The organism is Pseudomonas sp. I2 (assembly GCF_040984075.1).
Classification (GTDB): Bacteria; Pseudomonadota; Gammaproteobacteria; order Pseudomonadales; family Pseudomonadaceae; genus Aquipseudomonas; species Aquipseudomonas guariconensis_B.
The window spans coordinates 16,863-39,019 of sequence record NZ_JBCGFQ010000010.1 but is presented as its reverse complement, the minus strand read 5'-3'; the positions used below and the strand labels follow the sequence as shown (position 1 = coordinate 39,019).

Sequence of the window (22,157 nt, the reverse complement as noted above, 5' to 3'; positions counted from 1 at the left end):
GATGAAATGGCTCCTGTTCCCTCGGCCGTCAGGCGGTGTCACGTCCCTGTGAACCGCTCGGTCAGTCGATGCGTTTGGCGGACTTGATGTACACCGGGTCGGCCGGTACATCGCGCATGCCCTTCTTGATGGTGGTCGGCGAATTGACGATCTGGTCGACCACTTCCATGCCCTTGGTCACCTTGCCGAACACCGCGTAGCCACGGTCGCGCCCCGGATTGAGGAAGGCGTTGTCGGCGACGTTGATGAAGAACTGGCTGGTGGCCGAGTTCGGGTCGGAGGTGCGGGCCATGGCGATGGTGCCGCGGGTGTTCTCCAGACCGTTGCTGGCCTCGTTGCGGATCGGATCGCGGGTGGGCTTTTGCACCATGGCGTCGGTGAAGCCGCCACCCTGGGCCATGAAGCCTGGGATCACGCGGTGGAAGATGGTGTTGTTGTAGAAGCCGCTGTCGACGTATTCGAGGAAGTTCTTCGTGCTGATCGGGGCCTTTTCGGCATTCAGCTCGATTTCGACCTGGCCGAAACTGGTATCCAGCACTACGTGCGGGGTCTTGTCGGAAGCCATGACGCTGGTGGCGAAGGCAACCGAGCAGGCGGCGAGCAGGAGTTTTTTCAGCATGGGCTCAAAGATCCTTGAGAGGTGGAAGCGGCTGCAAGGAATTGCAGCAGGGTCTGGTTGAAGACCTCGGGTTGGTCCAGGGGCGTAGCGTGCCGGGAATCGTCGATGACCGCCAGCCTTGCCAGGGGCATCAAGGCGACGTAGCGCTCCTTCAGTTGTATCGGCGTGTAATCGTGGTCGGCGCTGATCACCAGGGTGGGACAGTGGATCTGGCCGATGCGTTCCACCACGCCCCAGTCGACGATGGCATCGAAGCTCTTGAGGTAGGCCCGCTTGTCGTTGCGCGCCCAGCGCTGCGCCATCTTCTGCCGCAGTTCGCCCTGCTCGGGCTTGGGGAACAGGCGTTCGGCCAGACCCTTGCCGATGGTCTCGACGCTCAGCAGGCGTGCCAGGCCCCAGCGCTTGGCCCACCAGATCCAGTCGGCGCGGGTGCGTCGCTTGACCTCCGGGGCGCTGTTGACGATGCACAGGCTGCGTAGCCAGCCGGGGTGGTCGACGGCGAACTGGAAGCCCACCATGCCCCCCATGGACAGGCCGACGAGATGCACCGGGCCTGTCTGCAGGTGTTCCAGCAGGGCCAGCAGGTCTTCGCTGAAGGTGGCGATCTCATAGCCGTCGCGGGGCTTGTCGGAGCGGCCGTGGCCACGGATGTCCATGAGGATGAGGCGGTAGTGCTGGCTCAGCACGGGGACCTGCAGTTCCCAGTCCTGGCAGCTGGAACCCAGGCCGTGCAGCAGTACCAGGGGTTCGCCCTGGCCATATTCCTCGTAGTGCAGCGTGCATCCTTCGTGTTCGAAATAGGCCATGGGCGCGGTCCTCTCAGGCTTGCGGGGGGGCTGCGAAGGGCACGTCCAGTGGCGCGGTGTCGAAATTGCGCAGCAGTTCGATGAGGATCTGCGTGGCCGGACCCAAGGTCTTGTCCTTGTTCGAGTAAAGGTAGAACAGCGGATGGCGGCTGCCACCCTGGTCCAGCGGCAAGGGCTTGAGCACGCCGTCGCGCAGCTCGCGCTCGATCATGTGCCGAGGCAGCCAGGCGAACCCCAGGCCGCTGCTGACGAAGGTGGCGGCGGTGCCCAGGCTGCCGACCGTCCAGCGCTGTTCGGCGCCGAGCCAGCCGACGTCGCGCGGCTGGGCACGGCCGGAGTCGCGGATCACCACCTGCAACTGGCTTTCCAGGTCCTGGAAGGTGATTTCCCGGCCCAGGCGGTGCAGGCTGTGCTCGGGGTGGGCGACGGCGATGAACTCCACGGCACTGAGCTCGGCGCCCAGGTAGCCGCCGATGTTGTAGCTGCTGATGGCCAGGTCGGCGATGCCTTCGTGCAGCACCTCCTCGACCCCGGACAACACCTCCTCGCGCAGGCGTACCCGGCACCCGCGGCTCTGCGGCATGAAGGCGCTCAGGGCGCGCACCAGGCGGGTGCTGGGGTAGGCGGCATCGACCACCACGCGCACTTCGGCCTCCCAGCCTTGTTCCATGTGGTGGGCCAGGTCCTCGAGTTGGCTGGCTTGCTTGACCAGATGGCGCGAGCGGCGCAGCAGCACGTTGCCGGCTTCGGTCAGTACCGCCTTGCGCCCGTCTATCCGTAGCAACGGCACGCCCAGTTGCTCCTGCATGCGCGCCACGGTGTAGCTCACCGAGGATTGCGAGCGGTGCAGGGCCTCGGCGGCCTGGGCGAACCCACCGTGATCGACCACTGCCTGCAGGGTTCGCCACTGATCCAGGGTTACGCGCGGCGCTTTCATCTTCGGCTCCTGTTGTCCTAAGCTGCGCTCTTTCAAGGAGAGCGCCCATGAAGAAATGTTGTGCGGCATTGCTGATGTGCCTGCCCCTCGGGGCCATGGCTTACCCCATCGACGTGGAGAAGCAACTGGACGGGGTCAAGCTCGACTACACGGCCTACGACACCGCCTACGACATCGGTGCGATCACCCTGAACAACTATGGTCAGGTGCCTGCGGCATGCCGGGTGATCTTGCGCAACGGCCCAGAGGCGCCGCGGGTGCGGCGGGTGAACGTGCCCGCCGGCAAAAGCGTGGACGTTACCGCCAAGTTCAACCGGCAGATCATCAGGCTGCGGATCGCAGTGAACTGCAAAGCGGAATAAACGGATTAGTCGATAGATTGAACCCACTTTTTACGCTTTTTTATCGATAGGTCAAGCCTTAATCTCACCTCCATCGAATCGCAACCCTTTGTTCGCCGATGGAGGCTTCCATGTCCCGCGTATTGATCATCGAAAGCAGCGCCCGCCAGCAGGATTCCGTTTCCCGTCAACTGACCCGTGATTTCATCCAGCAGTGGCAGGCGGCCCACCCGGGCGACGAGATCACCGTGCGTGACCTGGCGGTGACGCCGGTGCCGCACCTGGATGCCGACCTGCTCGGTGGCTGGACGAAGCCCGAGGAGCAGCGCAGCGCTGCTGAACTGGAGGCCCTGGCGCGTTCCAACGCGCTCACCGACGAGCTGCTGGCCGCCGACGTGCTGGTGATGGCCGCGCCGATGTACAACTTCACCATCCCCAGTACCCTCAAGGCCTGGCTGGACCATGTGCTGCGCGCCGGCATCACCTTCAAGTACACCCCCACCGGCCCGCAGGGGCTGCTGGTCGGCAAGCGCGCCATCGTCCTGACCGCCCGTGGCGGCCTGCATGCCGGTGCCGCCAGCGATCACCAGGAACCCTACCTGCGCCAGGTCATGGCCTTCATCGGCATCCACGACGTGACCTTCATCCATGCCGAAGGCCTGAACATGAGCGGCGACTTCCACGAGAAGGGCCTGAACCAGGCCAAGGCCAGGCTGGCGGCGGTGGCCTGAGCCGCGACGAATTCCCAACCCCCTGACACCCGTTGCTCCTTGGGTGTGCCTGCCCGGCCATGACATGGCCGGGCTTTTTTATGAGCGGAACTCATGTCGCCTGTTCGGGCCCATTGGCGGGCTTGTCCACGAATGGGACAGCGCGAATACTGCCGATTCCAGGGCTCCGTGTTGCCGTAAGGTATCTCGACCCGCTAAGGTCGCCGCCTTGATGGGGAAGAGGCAACCATGGGCTACCTGATTATCGTCGCGCTGATCCAAGCGTTTTCCTTCAGCCTGATCGGCGAATACCTGGCCGGGCATGTGGACAGCTACTTCGCCGTGCTGGCCCGGGTGGTGCTGGCTGGGCTGGTGTTCCTGCCGCTGACCCGCTGGCGCCGGGTGGAGCCAGGTTTCATGCGCGGGATGCTGCTGATCGGCGCGTTGCAGTACGGCATCACCTACGTCTGCCTGTACCTGAGCTTCCGTGTGCTGACGGTGCCGGAGGTGTTGCTGTTCACCATCCTCACACCGTTGCACGTGACCCTGATCGAGGACGCCCTGAACCGCCGTTTCAACCCGTGGGCACTGCTCGCCGCCCTGGTGGCCGTGGCCGGTGCGGGCGTGATCCGCATGGACAGCATCAGCGGCGACTTCTTCATGGGCTTCCTGCTGCTGCAACTGGCCAACTTCACCTATGCCGCCGGGCAGGTGCTGTACCGGCATCTGGTGGCCCGTCACCCCAGCGACCTGCCGCACTACAAGCGTTTCGGTTACTTCTACCTGGGAGCGCTGGCCGTCGTGCTGCCGGCTTTCCTGCTGTTCGGCAACGCCCAGCAGTTGCCGAGTACCGACGTGCAGTGGCTGGTGCTGTTGTTCCTCGGCCTGTGCCCGACCGCTCTGGGCCTGTACTGGTGGAACAAGGGCGCCTGCCTGGTTTCCGGGGCGACGCTGGCGGTGATGAACAACCTGCACGTACCGGTGGGGTTGCTGCTGAACCTGTTGATCTGGAACCAGGACGAACCGCTGGGGCGGTTGTTCATTGGCGGTGCGGTGATCCTGGCGTCGGTGTGGATGAGCCGGTTGGGGAGCCGCGTATCGTTACCGTTGGGCGGTAAGGTTTGAGCGGCCTTGCCGGGGGCAACGTACCGATCGAAAACATCGCGGCCTGACCAAAATCCAGCTTGCCCAGCGTATTGGTATCACCCGGCAGAAACTGAGCGAGATCGAAAGGGGGTCGCTGACCGTGGCGATGTCCTACTACTGTCGAGCGCTGAGTGCCTTGGGGTGTGAACTCGAGGTGGTACCAAGGCGAATGCCTACGCTGGATGAATTGGGTTGGCGCTTGCCTTGAGCAACCAGAAGTCGATTTTCGCATCGCGGCTGTACCTGCTCGAGTTTGGCAGGCGTTGCCGTGTCGAGGATCCGCGGGAGCGGATACGCGAAATTTTGCAGGCGCTGGAGGGCACGTTGCTCCACCAGCGGGAGCTGGTGGAGCGGGCGCCTTTGATTGCCAAGGCCATCAGCAAGAGCGCGGAGCCCTTCGAGATGACCTTCGGTTGAGCGGGGCTGGTCGCTCGAATACGAGCATGAGTATCAGCCCTACAGGCCATTAGGCCTCGGCCAGCTCGTCCAGCCGCTGCGCCTGCGCGCTCGCCTGCGGCCTGGTGGCCAATCCGACGCGCATGTCGTTGCCGCTCGGCTGCTGGTACAGGCTCAAGCCGAATTCCGGCAACACCGCCAGCAGGTAGTCGAAGATATCCCCCTGGATACGCTCGTACTCGGCCCACACCGTGGTCCTGGTAAAGCAGTAGATCTCCAGCGGCACGCCTTCGGCGGTGGCCTGCATCTGGCGGACCATGCAGGTCATGTTCGGGTGCACGTCGGGGTGGTTCTTCAGGTAGGCCAGGGCAAAGGCGCGGAAGGTGCCGATGTTGGTCAGCTTGCGGCGGTTGGCGGCGAGCTCGGCCACCGGCCCCAGGGCCTCGTTCCAGCTCTGCAGTTCCTCGCGCTTGCCGGCCAGGTAGTCGCCCAGCAGGCGTACCTGGGTCAGGCGCTGTTCTTCCTCGCCGGTCAGGAAGCGCACGCCCGCGGCGTCGATGAACAGGCTGCGCTTGATGCGGCGCCCGCCGGACTGCTGCATGCCGCGGTAATTCCGGAACGACTCGGACATCAGGCGCCAGGTGGGGATCGAGACGATGGTCTTGTCGAAGTTCTGCACCTTGACCGTGTGCAGGGTGATGTCCACCACGTCGCCGTCGGCGCCGACCTGGGGCATCTCGATCCAGTCGCCGACATGGAGCATGTCGTTGCTGGTCAACTGCACGCTGGCGACGAACGACAGCAGGGTGTCCTTGTACACCAACAGCAGCACCGCCGACATGGCGCCAAGGCCGGACAGCAGCAACAGCGGCGAGCGGTCGATCAGGGTGGCGACGATGACGATGGAGGCGAACACCCACAGCATGAGCTTGGCCAGTTGCACGTAGCCCTTGATCGAGCGGGTACGGGCGTGTTCGGTGCGCGCGTAGATGTCCAGCAGGGCATCGAGCAGGCACGACAGGGCCAGGCTCAGGAACAGCAGGGTGAAGGCCAGGGCGAGGTTGCCGAGGAAGTGCTGGGCAGTGTCGTTGAGTTCCGGCACCAGCTTCAGGCCGAACTGCACCACCAGCGATGGCGTGGTCTGGGCCAGGCGATGGAGCACCTTGTTATGGCGCAGGTCGTCGAGCCACTTGAGGGCCGGCTGGCGGGCCAGTAGGCGGCTGGCGTGCAACACCAGGAAACGTGCCAGGCGGCCGATCAGTATGGAGATCAGCAGCAGTACCGCGAGGCCGAGGGCGGCATGTAGCATGGGGTGTTGGTCGAGGGTGCCCCAGAGATCCAGGGTGTCGTGCCAGAGTCGTTGGATATCCATGAGGATCTAGACAGTCCATAGTTGCGAAACGAAGCATTATTAGAACGCGGACCGATGCAAAGGTGCCAAAAGAAATTCGGCTCCGACCGCGGAAAACGTTACCCTATGCAACCGAATTGTCCGCATCTGCCCGAGGTACACCCGTGTTTTCCCAATTCGCCCTGCACGAACGCCTGCTCAAAGCCGTGGCCGAGCTGAACTTTGTCGAGCCGACCCCGGTGCAGGCGGCGGCCATTCCCCTGGCCCTGCAAGGGCGTGACCTGCGGGTGACCGCGCAGACCGGCAGCGGCAAGACCGCAGCCTTCGTCCTGCCGGTGCTCGATCGCCTGGTCGACCTGCGCGAGCGCCGTGTGGAGATCCGTGCGCTGATCCTACTGCCGACCCGCGAGTTGGCCCAGCAGACCCTCAAGCAAGTGCAGCGCTTCTCCCAGTTCACCTACGTCAAGTCGGGCCTGGTCACCGGGGGCGAGGACTTCAAGGAGCAGGCCGCGTTGCTGCGCAAGGTGCCGGACGTGCTGATCGGCACCCCCGGCCGCCTGCTCGAGCACCTCAATGCCGGCAACCTCGACCTGTCCCACGTCCAGGTGCTGGTGCTGGACGAGGCCGACCGCATGCTCGACATGGGCTTCGCCGAAGACATGGAGCGCCTGTGCCAGGAATGCGCCAATCGCGAGCAGACCCTGCTGTTCTCCGCCACCACCGGCGGTGCGGCCCTGCGCGACATCATCGGCAAGGTCCTCAAGGACCCTGAGCACCTGATGCTCAACAGCGTCTCGCAACTGGCCGAGGGCACCCGCCAGCAGATCATCACGGCCGACCACGACCAGCACAAGGAACAGATCGTCCAGTGGCTGCTGGAGAACGAGAGCTACCAGAAGGCGATCGTCTTCACCAATACCCGGGCCTGGGCCGACCGCCTGTATGGGCACCTGGTGGCCAAGGACGTCAAGGCGTTCGTGCTGCATGGCGAGAAGGACCAGAAGGACCGCAAGCTGGCCATGGAACGCTTCAAGCAGGGCGGCTCCAAGGTGCTGGTGGCCACCGACGTGGCGGCCCGCGGCCTGGACATCGACGGCCTGGACCTGGTGATCAACTTCGACATGCCGCGCAGTGGCGATGAGTACGTGCACCGCGTCGGCCGTACCGGCCGGGCAGGGGGCGAGGGGCTGGCGATCTCGCTGATCTGCCATAACGACTGGAACCTGATGTCGAGCATCGAGCGCTACCTCAAGCAGCAGTTCGAGCGGCGGGTCATCAAGGAGGTCAAGGGCACCTACAGCGGGCCGAAGAAGGTCAAGGCCTCGGGCAAGGCCGCGGGCAGCAAGAAGAAAAAGGTCGAGAAGAAAGCCGCCGAGAAGAAGGGCGCGGCCAAGCGCAAGCCTGCGGCGAAGCCGAAGGCCAAGGCACCGCTGGCCAGCGCCGATGGCATGGCGCCGCTGAAGAAGCGCAAGCCAGCGGCTGAATAAAAGCCTCGGCTTTTGCAGGTAATGCCGTTCACTTGAGCGTCCCGGGGCTGCGAAGCAGCCCCAATGCCAGTCGGTTAAGCGGCGCTTCGTAGTCTAGGGCCTGGCAGCCCATTCGCGGGCAAGCCGGCTTCCCACGTTCTTTCAGCCAGCCTTCTGCTCGGCTTCCTTCAGTTCCTGGATCCGCCTGTCGATCAGTTGGCACTTGCCTGGCAGGTCCTTGCTCTGCGTATCCAGGTCCATGCCCTGCAACTCGTCGTTGATGTCCTTGGCTTTCTGCGGGTCTTGTTCGGTCAGTTGGGTGACGAGCTTGGCCAGCTCCTCGCGCTTTTCCGTCGCCTCTTCCGGCGTACAGGCCCAGGCGGGCAGGGCGCAGAGCAGGGTGGTCGCACACAGGATGCGCAGCAGTGGTTTCATCCCTCTTACCTCCGGCGTTGGCTATGCCCGGTGGAGGCGCGTGGATACGAGGAAGTTCAGCCCCAGCGACCAGCGGAGCGCTGTTTCGGGCGCGGCCGTCGATGTGGCGCTCGGGGCCGTGGTCGACTTCGACATGAGCTGCGCCACATCTGGCAGCGTCTGGGGATCGCCGGTAATGCGGAGCTGTTCAGGTTGTTCATCAACTATCTGGTCAAGAACAGTTGACCTGTTCAGTGACCAAGGTGAGGTTTGGCGGTCATGTCTATTCCCAATGCCTTCATCACGGCCAGGAACGACTTCAGCGTTGGATTGCCGTGTTCGCTGAAGGAGCGGTAGAGCTGTTCGCGAGACAAGCCGGTCTCTTTAGCCAGTTCGCTCATCCCCTTCGCCCGCGCCACAACGCCAACGGCCTTGGCAACATAGCTGGCATCCCCGGTTTCCAACGCGTCGCTCATGAATTGCGCAATGGCTTCCGGTGTCGTCAGGTAATCGGCCGCATCGAATTCAAAGAACGTTTCAGTCATTTTGCATCCTCCACCAACGCAGGATTTGATGGGCTGCCTTGATGTCGCGACGTTGGCTGTTCTTGTCACCACCGCAGAGCAGGATCACCAAGGTATCGCCGGTTTGGTGAAAATACACCCGGTAACCGGGGCCATAATGAACTCTGAGTTCACTTACACCATGGCCAACCGGGAAACGTCGCCAGGCAGGCCTTCCATCAGCCGGTTGATACGGGCAATGATCCGGACTGGGCGACGAGTTCCTCCCTCAGGCCGGACCGCGCGTGCCTGCCAAGCAAGCCATGAGCACTGCTCTCGATTCCGACGTGCTGGCTCAGCGCCAGCGCTGAGCATCCCGCGGAACGCCCCCGGCGCCTTTCCGGTCCCATGCTGTATACCCACCGTCCACAGCAGGAGGCCACCTCCATGAGCACCTACGACTGGGACCTGATCGAACGCTTGCTGCACGAGGTGCAAAACGGCGCCGGTCACAGTTTCACTCCTCGCCCCTATGCCGAGCAGCACGCCGCGGCGCTGGCTGCCAAAGGCCAGCCGGTGGGCGACCTGGATCAGTTGAAGACCCGTGCCTGCGAGTACGAGAAGATCCTCTTCGAGCGTGGTTTCATCGAGAGTCGGCCGGAGGAGGATGGGGGCAATGGCGAGAATTTCGTGCTCACCGAGCGTGGATCGCGCCTGCTCAGCCTGATCGACAGCAGCATCCCGGGTTTCGAGCACCCGCGCCAGGTACTCGACGAGCAGGACGACCCGCTGGACGAGATCACCTTCGAGCAGGTGTCGGCGAAGGCGCAGATCGCTTGAGGTCGTTTTGAGACTGGCAAGGGCCGTGGTGGAAACCCGATAATCGGGATCCATTTCGCTACTGCCGAGCCCTTGCCATGTCACCGAACCGCCACGGGGGCCGCCCATGAGTGCGGCCCGCAAGACCACCGACGCCTTCGCCCTGCAAGTGATGCTGGGGCTTTGCCTGATCTGGGGCAGCCAGCAGGTGATGATCAAGTGGGCCGCCAGCGACATCGCCCCGGTGATGCAGGCGGCCTTTCGTTCCGGGATCGCCGCGGTGCTGGTCGGCCTGCTGGTCTGCTGGCGGGGCGGCTGGGGACAGGTGGGCAGCACCTGGCGCGCCGGGTTGCTGGCCGGTGCGCTGTTCGGCCTGGAGTTTTTGTTCATCGCCGAGGGGCTGAAGCTGACCTCGGCGGCGCACATGTCGGTGTTCCTCTATACCGCACCGGTATTCACCGCCCTGGGCCTGCATTTCATGTTGCCGAGCGAGCGCCTGCGGTCGCTGCAGTGGCTGGGTATCCTGCTGTCCTTCGCCGGGATCGCCACGGCATTCGCCGGCGGGCTTTCGCTGGATGAGCTCGATGGCCGGGTCTTGCTCGGCGATGCCCTGGGGGTTCTGGCCGGCCTGGCCTGGGGCGCTACCACCGTGGTGGTGCGTGGCTCGCGGTTGTCGGAGGCACCGGCCGACCTGACCCTGTTCTACCAGTTGCTGGTGGGGTTCGTCGGGTTGCTGCTGATCGCCCTGGTCAGCGGACAGGTCGGCATGGTCGCGCTGACTCCGGTGGCCGTGGGTAGCGTGCTGTTCCAGGCGGTGGTGGTGTCGTTCGTCAGCTACCTCACCTGGTTCTGGCTGTTGCGCAAGTACCTGGCCTCGAACCTGGCTGTGTTTTCGTTCATCACGCCGCTGTTCGGGGTGACCTTTGGCGTGCTGTTGCTGGGCGAGCCGTTGAGCGTGAACTTCGTGCTGGGGGCGGTGATGGTGCTGCTTGGGGTCATATTGGTCAGTGCGGAGCCCTGGGTACGGCAGCAGTTGCGCAGGCTTGTCGGGTAGCAGGGGGAGTGCTGGCCCGCTAAAGGGCCTGTGCTGTCAGCACAATTGCGCAGGACTGGATCCACCTGCAATAAGGAGAAACACTTGACCGGCCGTCGAGGCCTGCCGTTTCCGCTTGATCCGCGTCAAACTCACCCCTATCTATGGGATTAGAGACATGCGTAATGCAGGACATCGGGCTATGATCTGTATGAAGCATCGCAGGATTGATTTACCTGAGGCTGACCCGTGAAGGGGGCGTTATGAACAATCGAATGTATAACTGGCTCCACGACCTCGCAGTCGCCCTGGGCTTGCTCCCACCACCGCTGCAGCCGGTACCGATCCCCACTGATGAGGAACAGCGCAAGCGCCAGCCGCGCCGCCGCTGAAATAAAAAGGCCGCCGCATCCTTCGATGCGGCGGCCTTTGGGTTTCATGGGCCTGTGTGAGGCAAGCCCGCATGTCGGTCAAGCGGCAGTGGGGCTGCTTTGCAGCCCATCGCCGGCGAACCGGCTCCTGCGAGGGGTTACGCCAGGTTCGCCGTCGCCACCGGGCGACGCGACAGCAGGCTGATCAGCACGAAGCTCACCAGGCCGATCGCCAGGCTGTAGTAGATCGGCGAGTTGGCATCCAACCCATCCTTGAACATGAAGAACAGCGCGGTGGTGAAACCCAGCGACATGCTGGCGATAGCCCCCGCGGTGGTCGCGCGTTTCCAGAAGATCGCGCCGATCAGCGGGATCAGCATGCCGCCCACCAGCAGGTTGTAGGCCAGGGTCAGGGCGCTGATCACGTCGTTCACCGCCAGGGCGATACCCAGTACCACCAGGCCGGTGATCAGGGTGAACAGGCGGTTCACGCCCAGGCTCGACTGCTTGCCGCCGCGCAGGCGGGGCAGCAGGTCCTCGGTCAGCGTGGTCGAGGCGGCGAGCAGGCCGGCGCTGGCGGTCGACATCATGGCCGCCAGGGCCGCCGCCATCAGCAGGCCACGGATACCATCGGGCAGGGTGGTCTTGATCATCGCCGCGAAGGCGTTGTTGGGGTTGGCCAGGTCCGGCATCAACACGTGGGCGGCCATGCCGATCAGGGCGCAGGCCAGGCCGTACAGCACGCAATAGATGCCGGCGGTGGTGCCGGCGCGCTGGCAGACCTTCTCGTCACGGGCGGTGAACACCCGCTGCCAGATGTCCTGGCCGATGAGAATGCCGAAGAAGTAGATCAGGAAGTAGGTGACGATGGTGTCCCAGCCGATGGTGGTCCAGTTGAAGCTGGCCGCCGGCAACTGCGCGACCAGTTGGTCCCAGCCGCCGACCTTGTACAGGCACACCGGCAGCAGGATGAACATCAGGCCGACGGTCTTGATGACGAATTGCACGATGTCGGTCAAGGTCAGTGACCACATGCCGCCGATGGTCGAGTAGACCACCACCACGCCACCGCCGAACAGCAGCGCCATCCAGAACGGTACGTCGAGCAGCACTTGCAGCACGGTGCCCATGGCCAGGGTCGAGGTCACGGCGATCATCAGCGCGTAGGCCAGCATGATCGCGGCGCTGGCCTGGCGTGCCATGGGGTTGTAGCGCCGCTCCAGGACCTGGGTCACGGTGAAGATGCGCAGGCGCAGCAAGGGCTTGGCCAGGAACAGGTTGAGGGCGATGATCCCCAGGCCCAGCGCGGCGCACAGCCAGAAGCCGGAGATGCCGTGGACGTAGCCCAGGCGCACGGTGCCGACGGTGGAGGCGCCGCCCAGCACGGTGGTGGCCATGGTGCCCATGTACAGGGTCGGGCCGAGGTTGCGCCCGGCCACCAGGTAGTCTTCGTGGGTCTTCGCCCGCCGCATGCCGTACCAGCCAAGCCCGAGCATGCCGGCGGCATAGATCAGTACAACGATGATGTCCAAGGCCATTGGGGGTCTCCCGATTATCTTTATTATGGCGAGATCGACCAACCGGGCGGGTTCACGGCGCCCGGAGGTCTCGTCTTGTGTTGGCGGGCCTCTATGGCCCTCCCGGATGGCTCCTGCCGGGGTCCAGCAAGCCAGCACCGCGCCCTTGTGCAGGGGCGGCCTGGATCAGCGACGTACGACGCCCGGCAGCACGCAGAGCATCTCGAACAGCAGGTTGGCCCCCAGCAGCGAGGTGTTGCCGGTGGTGTCGTAGGGCGGGGAGACTTCGACCAGGTCACAGCCGATCAGGTCCAGGCCGTGGCAGCCGCGAATGATCTCCATCGCCTGGATGGTGGTCAAGCCGCCGATTTCCGGGGTGCCGGTGCCCGGCGCCCAGGCCGGGTCGATACCGTCGATGTCGAACGACAGGTACACCGGGCCGCCGCCGACTTTCTCGCGCACCTCGGCCATCAGCGGCTCCAGCGATTTGTGCCAGCACTCTTCGGCCTGGACCACGCGGAAACCCTGGCGGCGGCTCCAGTTGAAGTCGTCGGCGGTGTAGCCCTGGGCACGCAGGCCGATCTGCACCACGCGCTGGCAATCGAGCAGGCCTTCTTCCACGGCGCGGCGGAAGGTGGTGCCGTGGGCGATCTTCTCGCCGAACATGTGGTCGTTGACGTCGGCGTGGGCGTCGATGTGCACCAGGCCGATCTTGCCGTGCTTCTTGTGCAGGGCGCGCAGGATCGGCAGGGTGATGGTGTGGTCGCCACCCAGGGTGAGGGGGATGATGTTGTGTTCGAGGATCTCATCGTAGGCCTGCTCGATGATGCGCACCGCATCGAGCAGGTTGAAGGTGTTGATCGCCACGTCGCCGATGTCGGCTACCGACAGCGAATCGAACGGTGCGGCACCGGTGGCCATGTTGTACGGGCGGATCATCACCGACTCGGCGCGGATCTGCCGCGGGCCGAAACGGGTACCCGAGCGCAGCGAGGTGCCGATGTCCAGAGGCACGCCGATGAACGCGGCGTCCAGGCCTTCGGCGCTTTGCAGGTGGGGAAGACGGAGCATGGTGGCGATGCCGCCGAAACGCGGCATTTCGTTGCCGCCCAGTGGTTGGTGGAGAATCTTTTCCACGATGGGCCTCATCAGTCGGTCGATTGTTCTGTTTGTTCGAACCTGTGCCGTGGCACGCCTGGCTGGCGCTTGGGGCCGACGGGCAGGGACATTGCGGCCAAGTCTGCGCAAGGTAGTGGGCGAGAAGAATCGCTACAGGCAAAAACTTACTTCAGGAATTTCTGAACTAACGGCGCTGGGCCGGGTTAGACTCTGGCCATTTCCACCCTGCGGAACCGTTGCACCATGGCCTCGACCCTGCCCGATCTGAAACTGCTGCGTATCTTCGTCAGCGTGGTGCGCCATCAGGGCTTCGCCAACGCCCAGCGCGAGCTGAACCTGTCCACCTCGGCCATCAGTACCTACATGAGCCAGCTGGAAAGCACCCTGGGCATCGTCCTCTGTCACCGTGGCCGCGGTGGTTTCAGCCTGACCAGCAAAGGCGAGCTGTTCCACCAGGAGACCCTGCGCCTGCTGGCGGAGCTGGACGGCTTCGAGCAGTACGCCGCAGCGCTCAAGGGCGAGCTGCGCGGCACCCTCAATCTCGGGGTCATCGACTCCACCGTCGGTGACCGCGCCTTGCCCCTGGCCGAGGCCATCGGCGCCTACAGCCAGGAGCACCCGGCGGTGCATTTGCACCTGTCGGTCTCCAGCCCCTACGAGCTGCAACTGGGGGTGCAGGACAATCGCCTGGACCTGGCCATCGGCGCCTTCTCTTCGCGCATGAGCGGGCTGGTCTACCAACCCCTTTACCGTGAACAGCACTGGCTGTATTGCAGCAGCCGCCACCCGTTGTTCGGCGAGCGGCGCATCCCCGAGCAGGTGATCACCCAGCAGCGCATGGTCGGCCGAGGCTACTGGAGCCAGGCGGAGCTGGCCCGGCATGGCTTCAAGCACAGCGCGGCGACGGTGGAGAGCATGGAGGCACAGTTGATCCTGATCCTGTCCGGCGCCTACATCGGCTACCTGCCCGAGCACTATGCCCAGGCCTGGGTCGACAAGGGCGACTTGCGGGTATTGTCCCCGGCCACCTTCGGTTACCAGGCACCGTTTTCCCTCATCATCCGCCGTGGACGCAGCCGGGAACCCTTGATCCAGACATTCCGCGACCTGCTCAAGTCGCAGTTGAACGTCAACTGACGCAGGTCGTGTTCAAGACACTTCGTCATGCCGTAAAAATTTCCTACAAACTCGGCCCCAGGGGTAGTGGCATTCTGCTAAACATCTAGGTGTCCTGATAAAATTTCCCACCTCCAATGAAGCAAGGACCGCCCAGATGCGCATGAACTTGCCCGTCACTGAGCACGAAAGAACCTTCCCCACCGACCAGCGGCTGATCTCCACCACCGACCTGAACAGCCGCATCACCTACTGCAACGATGCATTCGTGGCGATCAGCGGCTTTACCTACGACGAGCTGGTCGGCCAGACGCACAACCTGGTGCGCCATCCCGACATGCCGCCCGCGGTATTTGGCCACATGTGGGAGACCATCAAGCAGGGCAAACCGTGGATGGGGGTGATCAAGAACCGCGCCAAGAACGGTGATTTCTACTGGGTCAGCGCCTATGTCACGGCGATCTACGAGAATGGCCGCATCAGTGGCTACGAGTCGGTGCGCTCGGTGCCGACCCGCGAGCAGATTCGCCGGGCCGAGGCGCTCTATGCCCGCCTGCGGGCCGGGCGCTCGCCGGTGCCCTGGGCCGCACGTCTGGGACACGGGTTGAGGCATGGCCTGCCGCTGATCGGCGCGGGACTGGTGTCGGCCGCCGGCTACCTCTGGCTGCCGCAGTACGCGGCGCTGGCGCTGCTGATGGCCAGCCTGCTGGGCGCCTGGTACTGGGTCGAGCATCGGCAGAACCAGGCTATCCGGCGCACCCTCGACGAGCATCCCAAGGCCTTCACCAGCCCGCTGGTGGCCCTGACCTACAGCGATAACCCGGGGCTGCAGGGGCAGTTGGACCTGGCCATCATCAGCGAGGAGGCCCGGTTGCAGACGGCGCTCACCCGTCTGGTGGATGCGGGCGTGGGGGTCAAGTCGCGGGCCGCGCAGTCGGCCGATCTGTCCGATGCGCAGGCGCAGATGCTCGATCGCCAGCGCAGCGAGACCGACCAGTCGGCCACCGCCATCGCACAGATGGCGGCGACGATCCAGGAGGTCACCCACAACGTGCAGAACACCGCCCATGCCGCGAGCGACGCCGACCAGCTGGCCCAGCAGGGCAGCGAACTGGCGCAGCAGAGCCTGCAGGCGATGGGCAGCATGAGCGATGCGGTCAACGACATCGGCCAGGCGGTCAATGCCCTGGCCGAGCAGACCCAGTCGATCGGCAGCGTGGTGGACGTGATCACCTCCATCGCCGAGCAGACCAACCTGCTGGCGCTCAATGCCGCGATCGAGGCGGCGCGTGCCGGCGAGCAGGGGCGGGGGTTCGCCGTGGTGGCCGATGAGGTGCGTTCCCTGGCCCAGCGGACCCGCGCCTCCACCGAGGAAATCCACCAGATCATCGCGTCCCTGCGCAGCGGTGCCGAGCGGGCGGTGACCACGGCCAGCCGTGGCGAGCAGATCTCCCGCGATAGTGTGCACAGCGTCGAGGCGGTGCAGCAGGCATTGGCCGGTATCGTCCAGGCGGTCAGCCGCATCACCGGCATGAGCCAGCAGATGGCCACGGCTTCGGAACAGCAGAGCCATGTCGCCGAGGACATCAACCAGCAGATCGTGCGGATCGCTCATCTGTGCGACGAGAGCGCGGGGCAGGCCAAGCAGGGGGCCGAGATCAGCCAGGACCTCGAGCGCATGGCCGAGTACCTGCACAGCCTGGCCGAACGTTTCAACCGTTGAGGTTTCGTCTCCCCCACAGGGAAGTGGGGCTTTTGCGCTGGGCTGTGGCACACTGCGCTCGGTAAGGAGAAGCCGATGTCCAGACCCCGCTGCGAACGCTGCCTGCGTCCGCTCGACCACTGCCTTTGCCCGCTGATTCCCCGCCTCGACAGCCGCACCCGTGTGCTTTTGTTGCAGCACCCGAGTGAACGTTCGCATGCCTTGAATACCGCCCGATTGGCTGCCCTTGGCCTGGTCAATGCCGAGTTGCGCGTGGGTGAGGTGTTCGACGACCTGGACGCGCTGCTGGCCGCTTCGGGGTATCGGCCGGTATTGCTGTTCCCCGGAGAATCGGCGCAGGGGCTGACGGCCTGCACCGACGCCGACGACAGGCCGTTGCTGCTGGTCGTACCCGATGGCACCTGGCGCAAGGCACGCAAGCTGCTGTACCTGAACCCGCTGCTGGAGGCCCTGCCGCGCGTGACCTTGGAGCAGGCCGAGCCTTCACGCTACCGGCTGCGCAAGGCGCCTGGGCCGGGGGCGTTGTCGACCATCGAGGCGCTGGTGCAGGCGTTGAACGTGCTGGAGGGGGAGGGGCGCTTCGATGCGTTGCTGCGGCCGTTCGATGCGTTGATCGAGGGGCAGATCAGGGCCATGGGCGACGAGACGTTCGGGCGCAATCATGGGGCTGCGAAGCAGCCCCAATAGGCGCACTGCTCCAAACCGCGATCACCGCTCACGCAACGCCTCGGTCCGGGCCTTGAGCACCGGCTTCAACAGGTAGTCGAGCACGCTCTTGCGCCCGGTGATGATATCCACCGTGGCCACCATCCCCGGAATGATCAGCAGTGGCTTGTCATCCCCGCCGAGGTGGTTCTTCTCGGTCCGCACCTGGATCAGGTAGAACGCATTGCCCTTGTCATCGGTGACGGTATCGGCACCGATCAACTCCAGCGTGGCCTTCAACCCGCCGTAGATGGTGTAGTCGTAGGCGCTGAACTTGACCATCGCCGTCTGCCCCGGATGCAGGAAGGCCACGTCCTGTGGCCGGACCTTGGCCTCGATCAGCAGGTTGTCCTCGATCGGCACGATCTCCACCAGGTCGCTGCCCGGCTGCACCACGCCGCCGATGGTGTTGACCTTGAGCAGCTTGACGATGCCGCGCACCGGCGACACCACGGTGGTGCGCTTGACCCGGTCGTCGATGGCGATGCTGGAGGCGGTGATCTTCGACAGCTCCGTGCGTTTGTCGTTGAGTTCCTTGGCCGCCTCGGAGCGGAAGGTGGCCTCGGACTCCTGGATCTTGCTCTTGATCTCCGCCACCGCCGCTTCGGCCCGGGGGATCGCCAGGTTGGTGGCGTTGAGCTGGCCGCGGGCCTCGACCGTGCGCTGCTTCAGGCGCAGGATCTCCACCGGCGAGATGGCGCCGGTCCCCACCAGCGGCGTCGACATGTTCAACTCCTGCTGCAGCAACGACAGTGCCGAGCGGTACTGCTCGACCTTGGAGCGGAACTCGGCCAGCTCCTGGGTCTTCTGCCGCAGTTGCTCGTTGAGGGTCTGCTTCTCGCTGGCCAGGCGGCGCTGGCGCGACGTGTACAGGGCCATCTCGTCCTCGGCCACCTGCGGGGCCTTGCTGCGAACCTCTTCCGAGAGCTCGAGTGGACGCCCTTCGGACTCGGCCGACAGACGCTCGACCTGCGCGGTCAGGGCATAGCGGTCGGCCTCGCTCTCGCCCTTGTTGGACAAAAAGCGCGTGTCGTCCAGGCGCAGCAGGGTGGCGCCCTTGTCGACCATCTGCCCCTCGCGGGCGAAGATCTCGGTGACGATCCCGCCTTCGAGGTTCTGCACCACCTGCACCTTGCTCGACGGGATGGCCTTGCCTTCGCCCACGGTCACTTCGTCGAGCACGGCGAAGTGGGCCCAGGCCAGGGCCACCAGCAACAGCAGGGCGGCCAGCCACACGGTCAGGCGCGACAGGCGCGGCGAATCCTGCAAGGTGGCGCCGGCCAGTTCCGGCATGTAGTCGCGTTCGGCAGCCTTGGACGAGCCCGGCAGGGCGCTGCGTACGTTGTGGCCGAGGGACATGGACATACCTCCTAGAGGGCCGTGCCGATGCGGCCCTTGCGCAGGGCGTCGATGACCGCGTCCTTCGGCCCGTCGGCGACGATCTTGCCGTTGTCCAGCACCAGCAGCCGGTCCACCAGGCTGAGCATCGAGGTGCGGTGGGTGACCAGCAACACCGTCTTGCCCGGTACCCAGGCTTGCAGGCGCTGGCGCAGTTGCTCCTCGCTGCTGTTGTCCATGTGGCTGGTGGGTTCGTCGAGGATCAGGATCGGTGGCTCCAGCAGCAGTGCCCGAGCCAGCAGCACGGCCTGGCGCTGGCCGCCGGAAAGCAACTGGCCGCGCTCACCCACTGGTCGGTCGAAACCTTGCGGGTGCTGGCGGGCCAGTTCGCTGACGCCGGTCAGCTCGGCCACCTCGAGCATGCGTGCGTCGCTGACGTGGCGGGCGCCGAGGGTGAGGTTGTCGCGCAGGCTGCCAGCCAGCAGCGGCAGGTCATGGGCGACATAGCCCAACTGGGCGCGCAGGTCGGCGACATCCAGCTGGCGCAGGTCCAGGTTGTCCAGCAGGACCTGGCCTTCGTCCGGGTGGTGAAAGCCCATCAGCAGGCGGGCCAGGGTGCTCTTGCCCGAGCCGCTGCGGCCGATGATGCCGATGCGCTCGCCAGGTTGGACGCTCAGCCTCACGTCCTGCAGGGCAGGGGCGGCCTGGCCCGGGTAGCGGAAGGTGACATGGCTCAGGGCCAGGCCGCCCTTGAGCGTGGTATGGGCCAGGGCCTGCTGTTCGGGCTGACGTTCCTGGGGCAGGGCCATCAGCGCATCGGTGCTGCGCATGGTCAATTGGGCCTGCTGGTAGCGGGTGATCAGCCCGGCGATCTGGCCCAGCGGCGCCAGCACCCGACTGCCGAGCATGTAGGTGGCGACCAGGGCGCCGACGCTGAGGTTGCCGGCAATGATGCTGTAGACCCCGGCGACGATGGTCGCCATGCCGCAGAACTGCTGGATGAACAGCGTGCCATTGCTGGCCAGGGACGACAGGTTGCGGGCATGGGCATCGAGCCGGGCCATGGCGCCGTTGGTGTGCTCCCACTGGTACTGGCGCTCGCTCTCGGCGCCGCAGGCCTTGAGGGTTTCCAGCCCGCCCAGGGTCTCGATCAGCAGGGCCTGGCGGACCGCGCCCAGGCTCAGGCTCTTTTGCACCGTGTCGCGCAGGCGCACCTGGATGAACAAGGCAAAGCCCACGGCCACGGGGAAGGCCACCAGCGGGATCAGCACCAGCCAGCCGCCGAGCAGGCCGATCACCAGCAGCATCAAGGCCACGAAGGGCAGGTCGATGATGCTGGTCAGGGTCACCGCAGTGAGGAATTCGCGCAGGCCCTGGAAGTCGTGGATGCTTTGGGCGAACCCCCCGATGGTGGCGGGCCGGGCTTTCATCGCCATGCCGGTGATGCGTTCGAAAAGGGTGGCGGAGAGGATCAGGTCGGTCTTCTTGCCGGCCTGGTCCAACAAGTGGGCGCGCACCGTGCGCAACACCAGCTCGAAGGCGGTGCCGATGAACAGGCCAGCGACCAGTACCCAGAGGGTCGACAGAGCCTGGTTGGGGACCACCCGATCGTAGGTCTGCATGACGAACAGCGGCACCATCAAGCCCAGCAGGTTGATCAGCAGGCTGGCCAGCAGGGCGTCGCCATACAGCCAGCGGGAGTGCTTCAAGGTGTCGCGGAACCAGGCCTCGACCCTCGGCAGCAGGGGGCTGCGCAGGTTCTCCAGGGTATGCCGGGGGCGGGCGAACAGGGCTTGGCCAGCGTAGGCCTGTTCCAGTGCCTGGCGCTCGACCCACTGCTCGCCGCCTTCGGCCTCGCACGGCAGGATCAGCGCCCGGCCGTCATCGCCCCAGCGCTGCAGCACGGCGCTGCGGCCCTCGTCGAGCAGTAGCAGCACCGGCAGGTTGAGCGGCGAGATGGCGGCCAGCTCCCGGCGCAACAGCCGGGCCTGCAGGCCGGCACGGGCGGCGGCGCGGGGCAGCAGGTCCTGGGCCAGCCGTTGCTCGGCCAGGGGCAGCCCGCTGCACAGGCTGGCGCGGCTGGCCGTGCAGCCGTGCAGCCGGCACAGGATCAGCAGGCCATCGAGCAGCGGATCATCAACATCCAGGCGCGGCTGCGCGCTTTGCATACTGGTCACGATGGCCTACTCCTGCCGCGGTGGGGGCCCGATCCGAACGATCCTGTTTCGTGCCGGCTCAACGCATCTCGGGCAACCTGGCCTGGTTGCGTACTTCGCTCTTGGCGATGGCTTCCGGTGGCAGCGAGATACGCTGCTTGCCCAGCAACTGGCCCATGGTCGCCAGGACCCGGTACATGGAGAACTCCTCGGTGTAGCGCACCTCGGTGTAGCGACGGTTGGCGTTGTACAGCTCGTTCTCGCTGTCGAGCAGGTCGAGCAAGGTGCGCTGGCCGAGGCCGAACTGGTCCTGGTAGGCCGCGCGTACCCGTTGGGTGGTCTCGGCGTACTCGCGGGCGGTCGGGGTCTGCTTGCGGGCGTTGTTCATGGCGTTCCAGGCCAGGCTCAGGTTCTCGTTGAGCTCGCGCAGGGCATTGTTGCGAATGTCCATGGCCTGGTTGATCTTGTGCGCGTCCGATTGCAGGCGCGCCTTGTCGCTGCCGCCACGGAACAGGTTGTAGCTGAGCTCGACGCCAGCCTGCCAGTCGTTGTTGTCGTGGCCGCGCTGGCCGGCGATGTTGTTGTTGGCACCGGTGGCCAGCACGGCGTCCAGGCGTGGGTAGAACGGCGACTTGGCCACTTCGTACTGCTGCTCGGCAGCGTTCACGTCGGCCTGGGCCGATTTCAGGTAGGGGTTGTTCTCCAGCATGCCCTGGCGCGCCTGCTCCAGGGAGGAGGGCACCTCGCCCTTGATGGTCACCGGCGTTTCCAGCTCGTCGGGCAGGCGCCCGACCACGCTGTAGAAGTTGGCTTCGGCGTCGGCCAGGTCGACTTCGGCGGTGTCCAGGTTGTTCTCTGCCAGGGCCCGGCGGGCGCGGGACTGGTCGAGGTCGGCGGTGCTGCCCACGCCACGTTCGCTGCGCAGGCCGATCTGGTCGTTGACCCGCAGGTGGGCCTGCAGGTTGTTCTTGGCCAGGGTCACCAGTTCACGGCGCTTGAGCACTTCGAGGTAGACCTCGACGGCGCGCAGGGCCACGGTCTCGGCCGTGGCCTGGGTGAAGTAGGCACGCGAGTTGGCCACCGCCTCGGTGCGGCCCACTTCGTTGGCGGTGTTGAAGCCGTCGAACAGCATCTGCCGCAGGCGCAGTTCCGACTGGGTGTAGCTGAGGGTTTCCTTGTTGTGGTTGCGCGTCCCGTCTGGGTTGAAGCCGCGGGTATTGGTGTTGTCCGAGCGCTGGCGGCCGTAGCCGCCGACCAGGTCGACGCTTGGGTAGTAACCCCCGCGGGCGAACTTCACATCCTCGTCGGCGGAAAGCCGGCTGTTGCGGCTGGCACTGATCTCCGGATGCTGGTCCACGGCGCTCTGGACGGCCTCCGTGATCGACATCGCCTGAACGTTGGCACACGCCATGGCCAACAGAATTGCACTGGTGATGGGGGTCAGAACGCGCATGGGGTACATCTCCCTGGTCTCGAATGAGGTCCTGCGATCGCCAAAAAAATGACGAAAAAGCAGGGTGAAACCGTTTCAGGTTTGTAACAACAGAGCTAAGAACATTTATCGGGCCAGC

22 protein-coding genes and 2 pseudogenes are annotated in these 22,157 nt (G+C 65.0%); 12 read left to right on the top strand and 12 right to left on the bottom strand.

The window, feature by feature from the left end; translation table 11 throughout:
- Positions 1 to 61 precede the first annotated feature (61 nt).
- The 3 genes from WCE05_RS07130 to WCE05_RS07120 are packed head-to-tail and all read right to left on the bottom strand — an operon-like array spanning position 62 to position 2,362.
- On the bottom strand, positions 62 to 619 hold the full coding sequence (locus WCE05_RS07130; RefSeq protein ID WP_225789781.1) for a peptidylprolyl isomerase: 558 nt from the start codon (positions 617 to 619) through the stop codon (positions 62 to 64).
- On the bottom strand, positions 613 to 1,425 hold the full coding sequence (locus tag WCE05_RS07125; RefSeq protein ID WP_368815656.1) for an alpha/beta fold hydrolase: 813 nt from the start codon (positions 1,423 to 1,425) through the stop codon (positions 613 to 615). Before WCE05_RS07125 ends, WCE05_RS07130 begins: the two co-directional genes overlap by 7 nt.
- A 13-nt stretch (positions 1,426 to 1,438) precedes the next feature.
- Positions 1,439 to 2,362, bottom strand: coding sequence for a LysR family transcriptional regulator (locus WCE05_RS07120; RefSeq protein ID WP_225789779.1), 924 nt, complete (start codon positions 2,360 to 2,362; stop codon positions 1,439 to 1,441).
- A gap of 47 nt (positions 2,363 to 2,409) precedes the next feature.
- Between WCE05_RS07120 and WCE05_RS07115 the strand changes: the two genes are divergently transcribed.
- The 5 genes and pseudogenes from WCE05_RS07115 to WCE05_RS07095 all read left to right on the top strand — a co-directional run bounded on the left by WCE05_RS07115 (position 2,410) and on the right by WCE05_RS07095 (position 4,976).
- Positions 2,410 to 2,724, top strand: coding sequence for a 3-phosphoglycerate kinase (locus WCE05_RS07115; protein WP_225789778.1), 315 nt, complete (start codon positions 2,410 to 2,412; stop codon positions 2,722 to 2,724).
- Positions 2,725 to 2,834: 110 nt separating this feature from the next.
- A complete protein-coding gene (locus WCE05_RS07110) occupies positions 2,835 to 3,434 on the top strand; it encodes an FMN-dependent NADH-azoreductase (RefSeq protein ID WP_225789777.1) in 600 nt (199 codons plus the stop codon).
- A 228-nt stretch (positions 3,435 to 3,662) separates the two neighbouring features.
- Complete coding sequence (locus WCE05_RS07105; RefSeq protein ID WP_225789776.1) at positions 3,663 to 4,538, top strand: carboxylate/amino acid/amine transporter; 876 nt, start codon at positions 3,663 to 3,665, stop codon at positions 4,536 to 4,538.
- A 37-nt stretch (positions 4,539 to 4,575) separates the two neighbouring features.
- Positions 4,576 to 4,767 (top strand): annotated as a pseudogene (locus WCE05_RS07100) (helix-turn-helix domain-containing protein); the annotation flags it as partial.
- Positions 4,764 to 4,976 carry a hypothetical protein gene (locus tag WCE05_RS07095; RefSeq protein ID WP_253080912.1) on the top strand — a complete coding sequence of 71 codons (213 nt, stop codon included), beginning with the start codon at positions 4,764 to 4,766 and terminating at the stop codon, positions 4,974 to 4,976. The pseudogene WCE05_RS07100 and the gene WCE05_RS07095, both read left to right, overlap by 4 nt.
- A gap of 49 nt (positions 4,977 to 5,025) precedes the next feature.
- On the opposite strand, the gene WCE05_RS07090 is transcribed toward WCE05_RS07095, so the two are convergent.
- On the bottom strand, positions 5,026 to 6,327 hold the full coding sequence (locus WCE05_RS07090) for a mechanosensitive ion channel family protein (RefSeq protein ID WP_368815655.1): 1,302 nt from the start codon (positions 6,325 to 6,327) through the stop codon (positions 5,026 to 5,028).
- Positions 6,328 to 6,470: 143 nt separating this feature from the next.
- On the opposite strand from WCE05_RS07090, the gene WCE05_RS07085 reads away from it, so the two are divergent.
- Positions 6,471 to 7,793, top strand: coding sequence for a DEAD/DEAH box helicase (locus tag WCE05_RS07085; RefSeq protein WP_225789773.1), 1,323 nt, complete (start codon positions 6,471 to 6,473; stop codon positions 7,791 to 7,793).
- A 141-nt stretch (positions 7,794 to 7,934) separates the two neighbouring features.
- Here the strand turns inward: WCE05_RS07085 and WCE05_RS07080 are convergent, their stop codons facing one another.
- The 3 genes and pseudogenes from WCE05_RS07080 to WCE05_RS07070 all read right to left on the bottom strand — a co-directional run.
- Entirely contained in the window at positions 7,935 to 8,207 is a 273-nt protein-coding gene (locus WCE05_RS07080) for a hypothetical protein (protein WP_225789772.1), read from the bottom strand.
- A gap of 230 nt (positions 8,208 to 8,437) precedes the next feature.
- Complete coding sequence (locus WCE05_RS07075) at positions 8,438 to 8,731, bottom strand: addiction module antidote protein (RefSeq protein ID WP_225789771.1); 294 nt, start codon at positions 8,729 to 8,731, stop codon at positions 8,438 to 8,440.
- Positions 8,724 to 8,953 (bottom strand): annotated as a pseudogene (locus WCE05_RS07070) (type II toxin-antitoxin system RelE/ParE family toxin); the annotation flags it as partial. The pseudogene WCE05_RS07070 and the gene WCE05_RS07075, both read right to left, overlap by 8 nt.
- 183 nt (positions 8,954 to 9,136) lie before the next feature.
- Between WCE05_RS07070 and WCE05_RS07065 the strand changes: the two are divergent.
- The 3 genes from WCE05_RS07065 to WCE05_RS07055 all read left to right on the top strand — a co-directional run bounded on the left by WCE05_RS07065 (position 9,137) and on the right by WCE05_RS07055 (position 10,933).
- Complete coding sequence (locus WCE05_RS07065) at positions 9,137 to 9,529, top strand: transcriptional regulator (RefSeq protein WP_225789770.1); 393 nt, start codon at positions 9,137 to 9,139, stop codon at positions 9,527 to 9,529.
- A 106-nt stretch (positions 9,530 to 9,635) separates the two neighbouring features.
- Positions 9,636 to 10,562 (top strand): DMT family transporter, encoded by a 927-nt coding sequence (locus WCE05_RS07060; protein ID WP_253091232.1) that lies wholly within the window; start codon positions 9,636 to 9,638, stop codon positions 10,560 to 10,562.
- A 242-nt stretch (positions 10,563 to 10,804) separates the two neighbouring features.
- Entirely contained in the window at positions 10,805 to 10,933 is a 129-nt protein-coding gene (locus tag WCE05_RS07055) for a PA1414 family protein (RefSeq protein WP_256543834.1), read from the top strand.
- Between the two features lie 137 nt (positions 10,934 to 11,070).
- Here WCE05_RS07055 and WCE05_RS07050 read toward each other — a convergent pair whose 3' ends face one another.
- Positions 11,071 to 12,450, bottom strand: a complete 1,380-nt coding sequence (locus WCE05_RS07050; protein ID WP_225789768.1) for a sodium:solute symporter — start codon at positions 12,448 to 12,450, stop codon at positions 11,071 to 11,073.
- Positions 12,451 to 12,615: 165 nt separating this feature from the next.
- Entirely contained in the window at positions 12,616 to 13,566 is a 951-nt protein-coding gene (gene speB, locus WCE05_RS07045; protein ID WP_225789767.1) for an agmatinase, read from the bottom strand.
- 225 nt (positions 13,567 to 13,791) lie between these two features.
- Here speB and WCE05_RS07040 point away from each other — a divergent pair, with 225 nt between their 5' ends.
- The 3 genes from WCE05_RS07040 (at position 13,792) to WCE05_RS07030 (ending at position 17,074) form a co-directional block, all read left to right on the top strand.
- The gene (locus WCE05_RS07040) at positions 13,792 to 14,685 is read left to right on the top strand and encodes a LysR family transcriptional regulator (RefSeq protein ID WP_225789766.1); all 894 of its coding nucleotides are present in this window, start codon (positions 13,792 to 13,794) and stop codon (positions 14,683 to 14,685) included.
- 136 nt (positions 14,686 to 14,821) lie between these two features.
- Complete coding sequence (locus WCE05_RS07035; protein WP_225789765.1) at positions 14,822 to 16,387, top strand: PAS domain-containing methyl-accepting chemotaxis protein; 1,566 nt, start codon at positions 14,822 to 14,824, stop codon at positions 16,385 to 16,387.
- 75 nt (positions 16,388 to 16,462) lie between these two features.
- Positions 16,463 to 17,074, top strand: coding sequence for a tRNA-uridine aminocarboxypropyltransferase (locus tag WCE05_RS07030; protein WP_225789764.1), 612 nt, complete (start codon positions 16,463 to 16,465; stop codon positions 17,072 to 17,074).
- A gap of 21 nt (positions 17,075 to 17,095) precedes the next feature.
- Here the strand turns inward: WCE05_RS07030 and WCE05_RS07025 are convergent, their stop codons facing one another.
- From WCE05_RS07025 to WCE05_RS07015, 3 genes are all read right to left on the bottom strand, one after another.
- Positions 17,096 to 18,451, bottom strand: coding sequence for an HlyD family type I secretion periplasmic adaptor subunit (locus WCE05_RS07025; RefSeq protein WP_253168049.1), 1,356 nt, complete (start codon positions 18,449 to 18,451; stop codon positions 17,096 to 17,098).
- Between the two features lie 11 nt (positions 18,452 to 18,462).
- Positions 18,463 to 20,598 (bottom strand): type I secretion system permease/ATPase, encoded by a 2,136-nt coding sequence (locus WCE05_RS07020; protein WP_225789850.1) that lies wholly within the window; start codon positions 20,596 to 20,598, stop codon positions 18,463 to 18,465.
- A 67-nt stretch (positions 20,599 to 20,665) separates the two neighbouring features.
- On the bottom strand, positions 20,666 to 22,039 hold the full coding sequence (locus WCE05_RS07015) for a TolC family outer membrane protein (RefSeq protein ID WP_253080915.1): 1,374 nt from the start codon (positions 22,037 to 22,039) through the stop codon (positions 20,666 to 20,668).
- Between the last annotated feature and the right edge of the window lie 118 nt (positions 22,040 to 22,157).

Excerpts from the sequence above, each read along its gene's own strand:
- WCE05_RS07130 (WP_225789781.1), bottom strand. The coding sequence starts at position 619 with ATGCTGAAAAAACTCCTGCTCGCCGCCTGCTCGGTTGCCTTCGCCACC.
- WCE05_RS07125 (WP_368815656.1), bottom strand. The coding sequence starts at position 1,425 with ATGGCCTATTTCGAACACGAAGGATGCACGCTGCACTACGAGGAATAT.
- WCE05_RS07120 (WP_225789779.1), bottom strand. The coding sequence starts at position 2,362 with ATGAAAGCGCCGCGCGTAACCCTGGATCAGTGGCGAACCCTGCAGGCA.
- WCE05_RS07115 (WP_225789778.1), top strand. The coding sequence starts at position 2,410 with ATGAAGAAATGTTGTGCGGCATTGCTGATGTGCCTGCCCCTCGGGGCC.
- WCE05_RS07110 (WP_225789777.1), top strand. The coding sequence starts at position 2,835 with ATGTCCCGCGTATTGATCATCGAAAGCAGCGCCCGCCAGCAGGATTCC.
- WCE05_RS07105 (WP_225789776.1), top strand. The coding sequence starts at position 3,663 with ATGGGCTACCTGATTATCGTCGCGCTGATCCAAGCGTTTTCCTTCAGC.
- WCE05_RS07090 (WP_368815655.1), bottom strand. The coding sequence starts at position 6,327 with ATGGATATCCAACGACTCTGGCACGACACCCTGGATCTCTGGGGCACC.
- WCE05_RS07080 (WP_225789772.1), bottom strand. The coding sequence starts at position 8,207 with ATGAAACCACTGCTGCGCATCCTGTGTGCGACCACCCTGCTCTGCGCC.
- WCE05_RS07075 (WP_225789771.1), bottom strand. The coding sequence starts at position 8,731 with ATGACTGAAACGTTCTTTGAATTCGATGCGGCCGATTACCTGACGACA.
- WCE05_RS07065 (WP_225789770.1), top strand. The coding sequence starts at position 9,137 with ATGAGCACCTACGACTGGGACCTGATCGAACGCTTGCTGCACGAGGTG.
- WCE05_RS07060 (WP_253091232.1), top strand. The coding sequence starts at position 9,636 with ATGAGTGCGGCCCGCAAGACCACCGACGCCTTCGCCCTGCAAGTGATG.
- WCE05_RS07055 (WP_256543834.1), top strand. The coding sequence starts at position 10,805 with ATGAACAATCGAATGTATAACTGGCTCCACGACCTCGCAGTCGCCCTG.
- WCE05_RS07050 (WP_225789768.1), bottom strand. The coding sequence starts at position 12,450 with ATGGCCTTGGACATCATCGTTGTACTGATCTATGCCGCCGGCATGCTC.
- WCE05_RS07040 (WP_225789766.1), top strand. The coding sequence starts at position 13,792 with ATGGCCTCGACCCTGCCCGATCTGAAACTGCTGCGTATCTTCGTCAGC.
- WCE05_RS07035 (WP_225789765.1), top strand. The coding sequence starts at position 14,822 with ATGCGCATGAACTTGCCCGTCACTGAGCACGAAAGAACCTTCCCCACC.
- WCE05_RS07030 (WP_225789764.1), top strand. The coding sequence starts at position 16,463 with ATGTCCAGACCCCGCTGCGAACGCTGCCTGCGTCCGCTCGACCACTGC.
- WCE05_RS07025 (WP_253168049.1), bottom strand. The coding sequence starts at position 18,451 with ATGTCCCTCGGCCACAACGTACGCAGCGCCCTGCCGGGCTCGTCCAAG.
- WCE05_RS07020 (WP_225789850.1), bottom strand. The coding sequence starts at position 20,598 with ATGCAAAGCGCGCAGCCGCGCCTGGATGTTGATGATCCGCTGCTCGAT.
- WCE05_RS07015 (WP_253080915.1), bottom strand. The coding sequence starts at position 22,039 with ATGCGCGTTCTGACCCCCATCACCAGTGCAATTCTGTTGGCCATGGCG.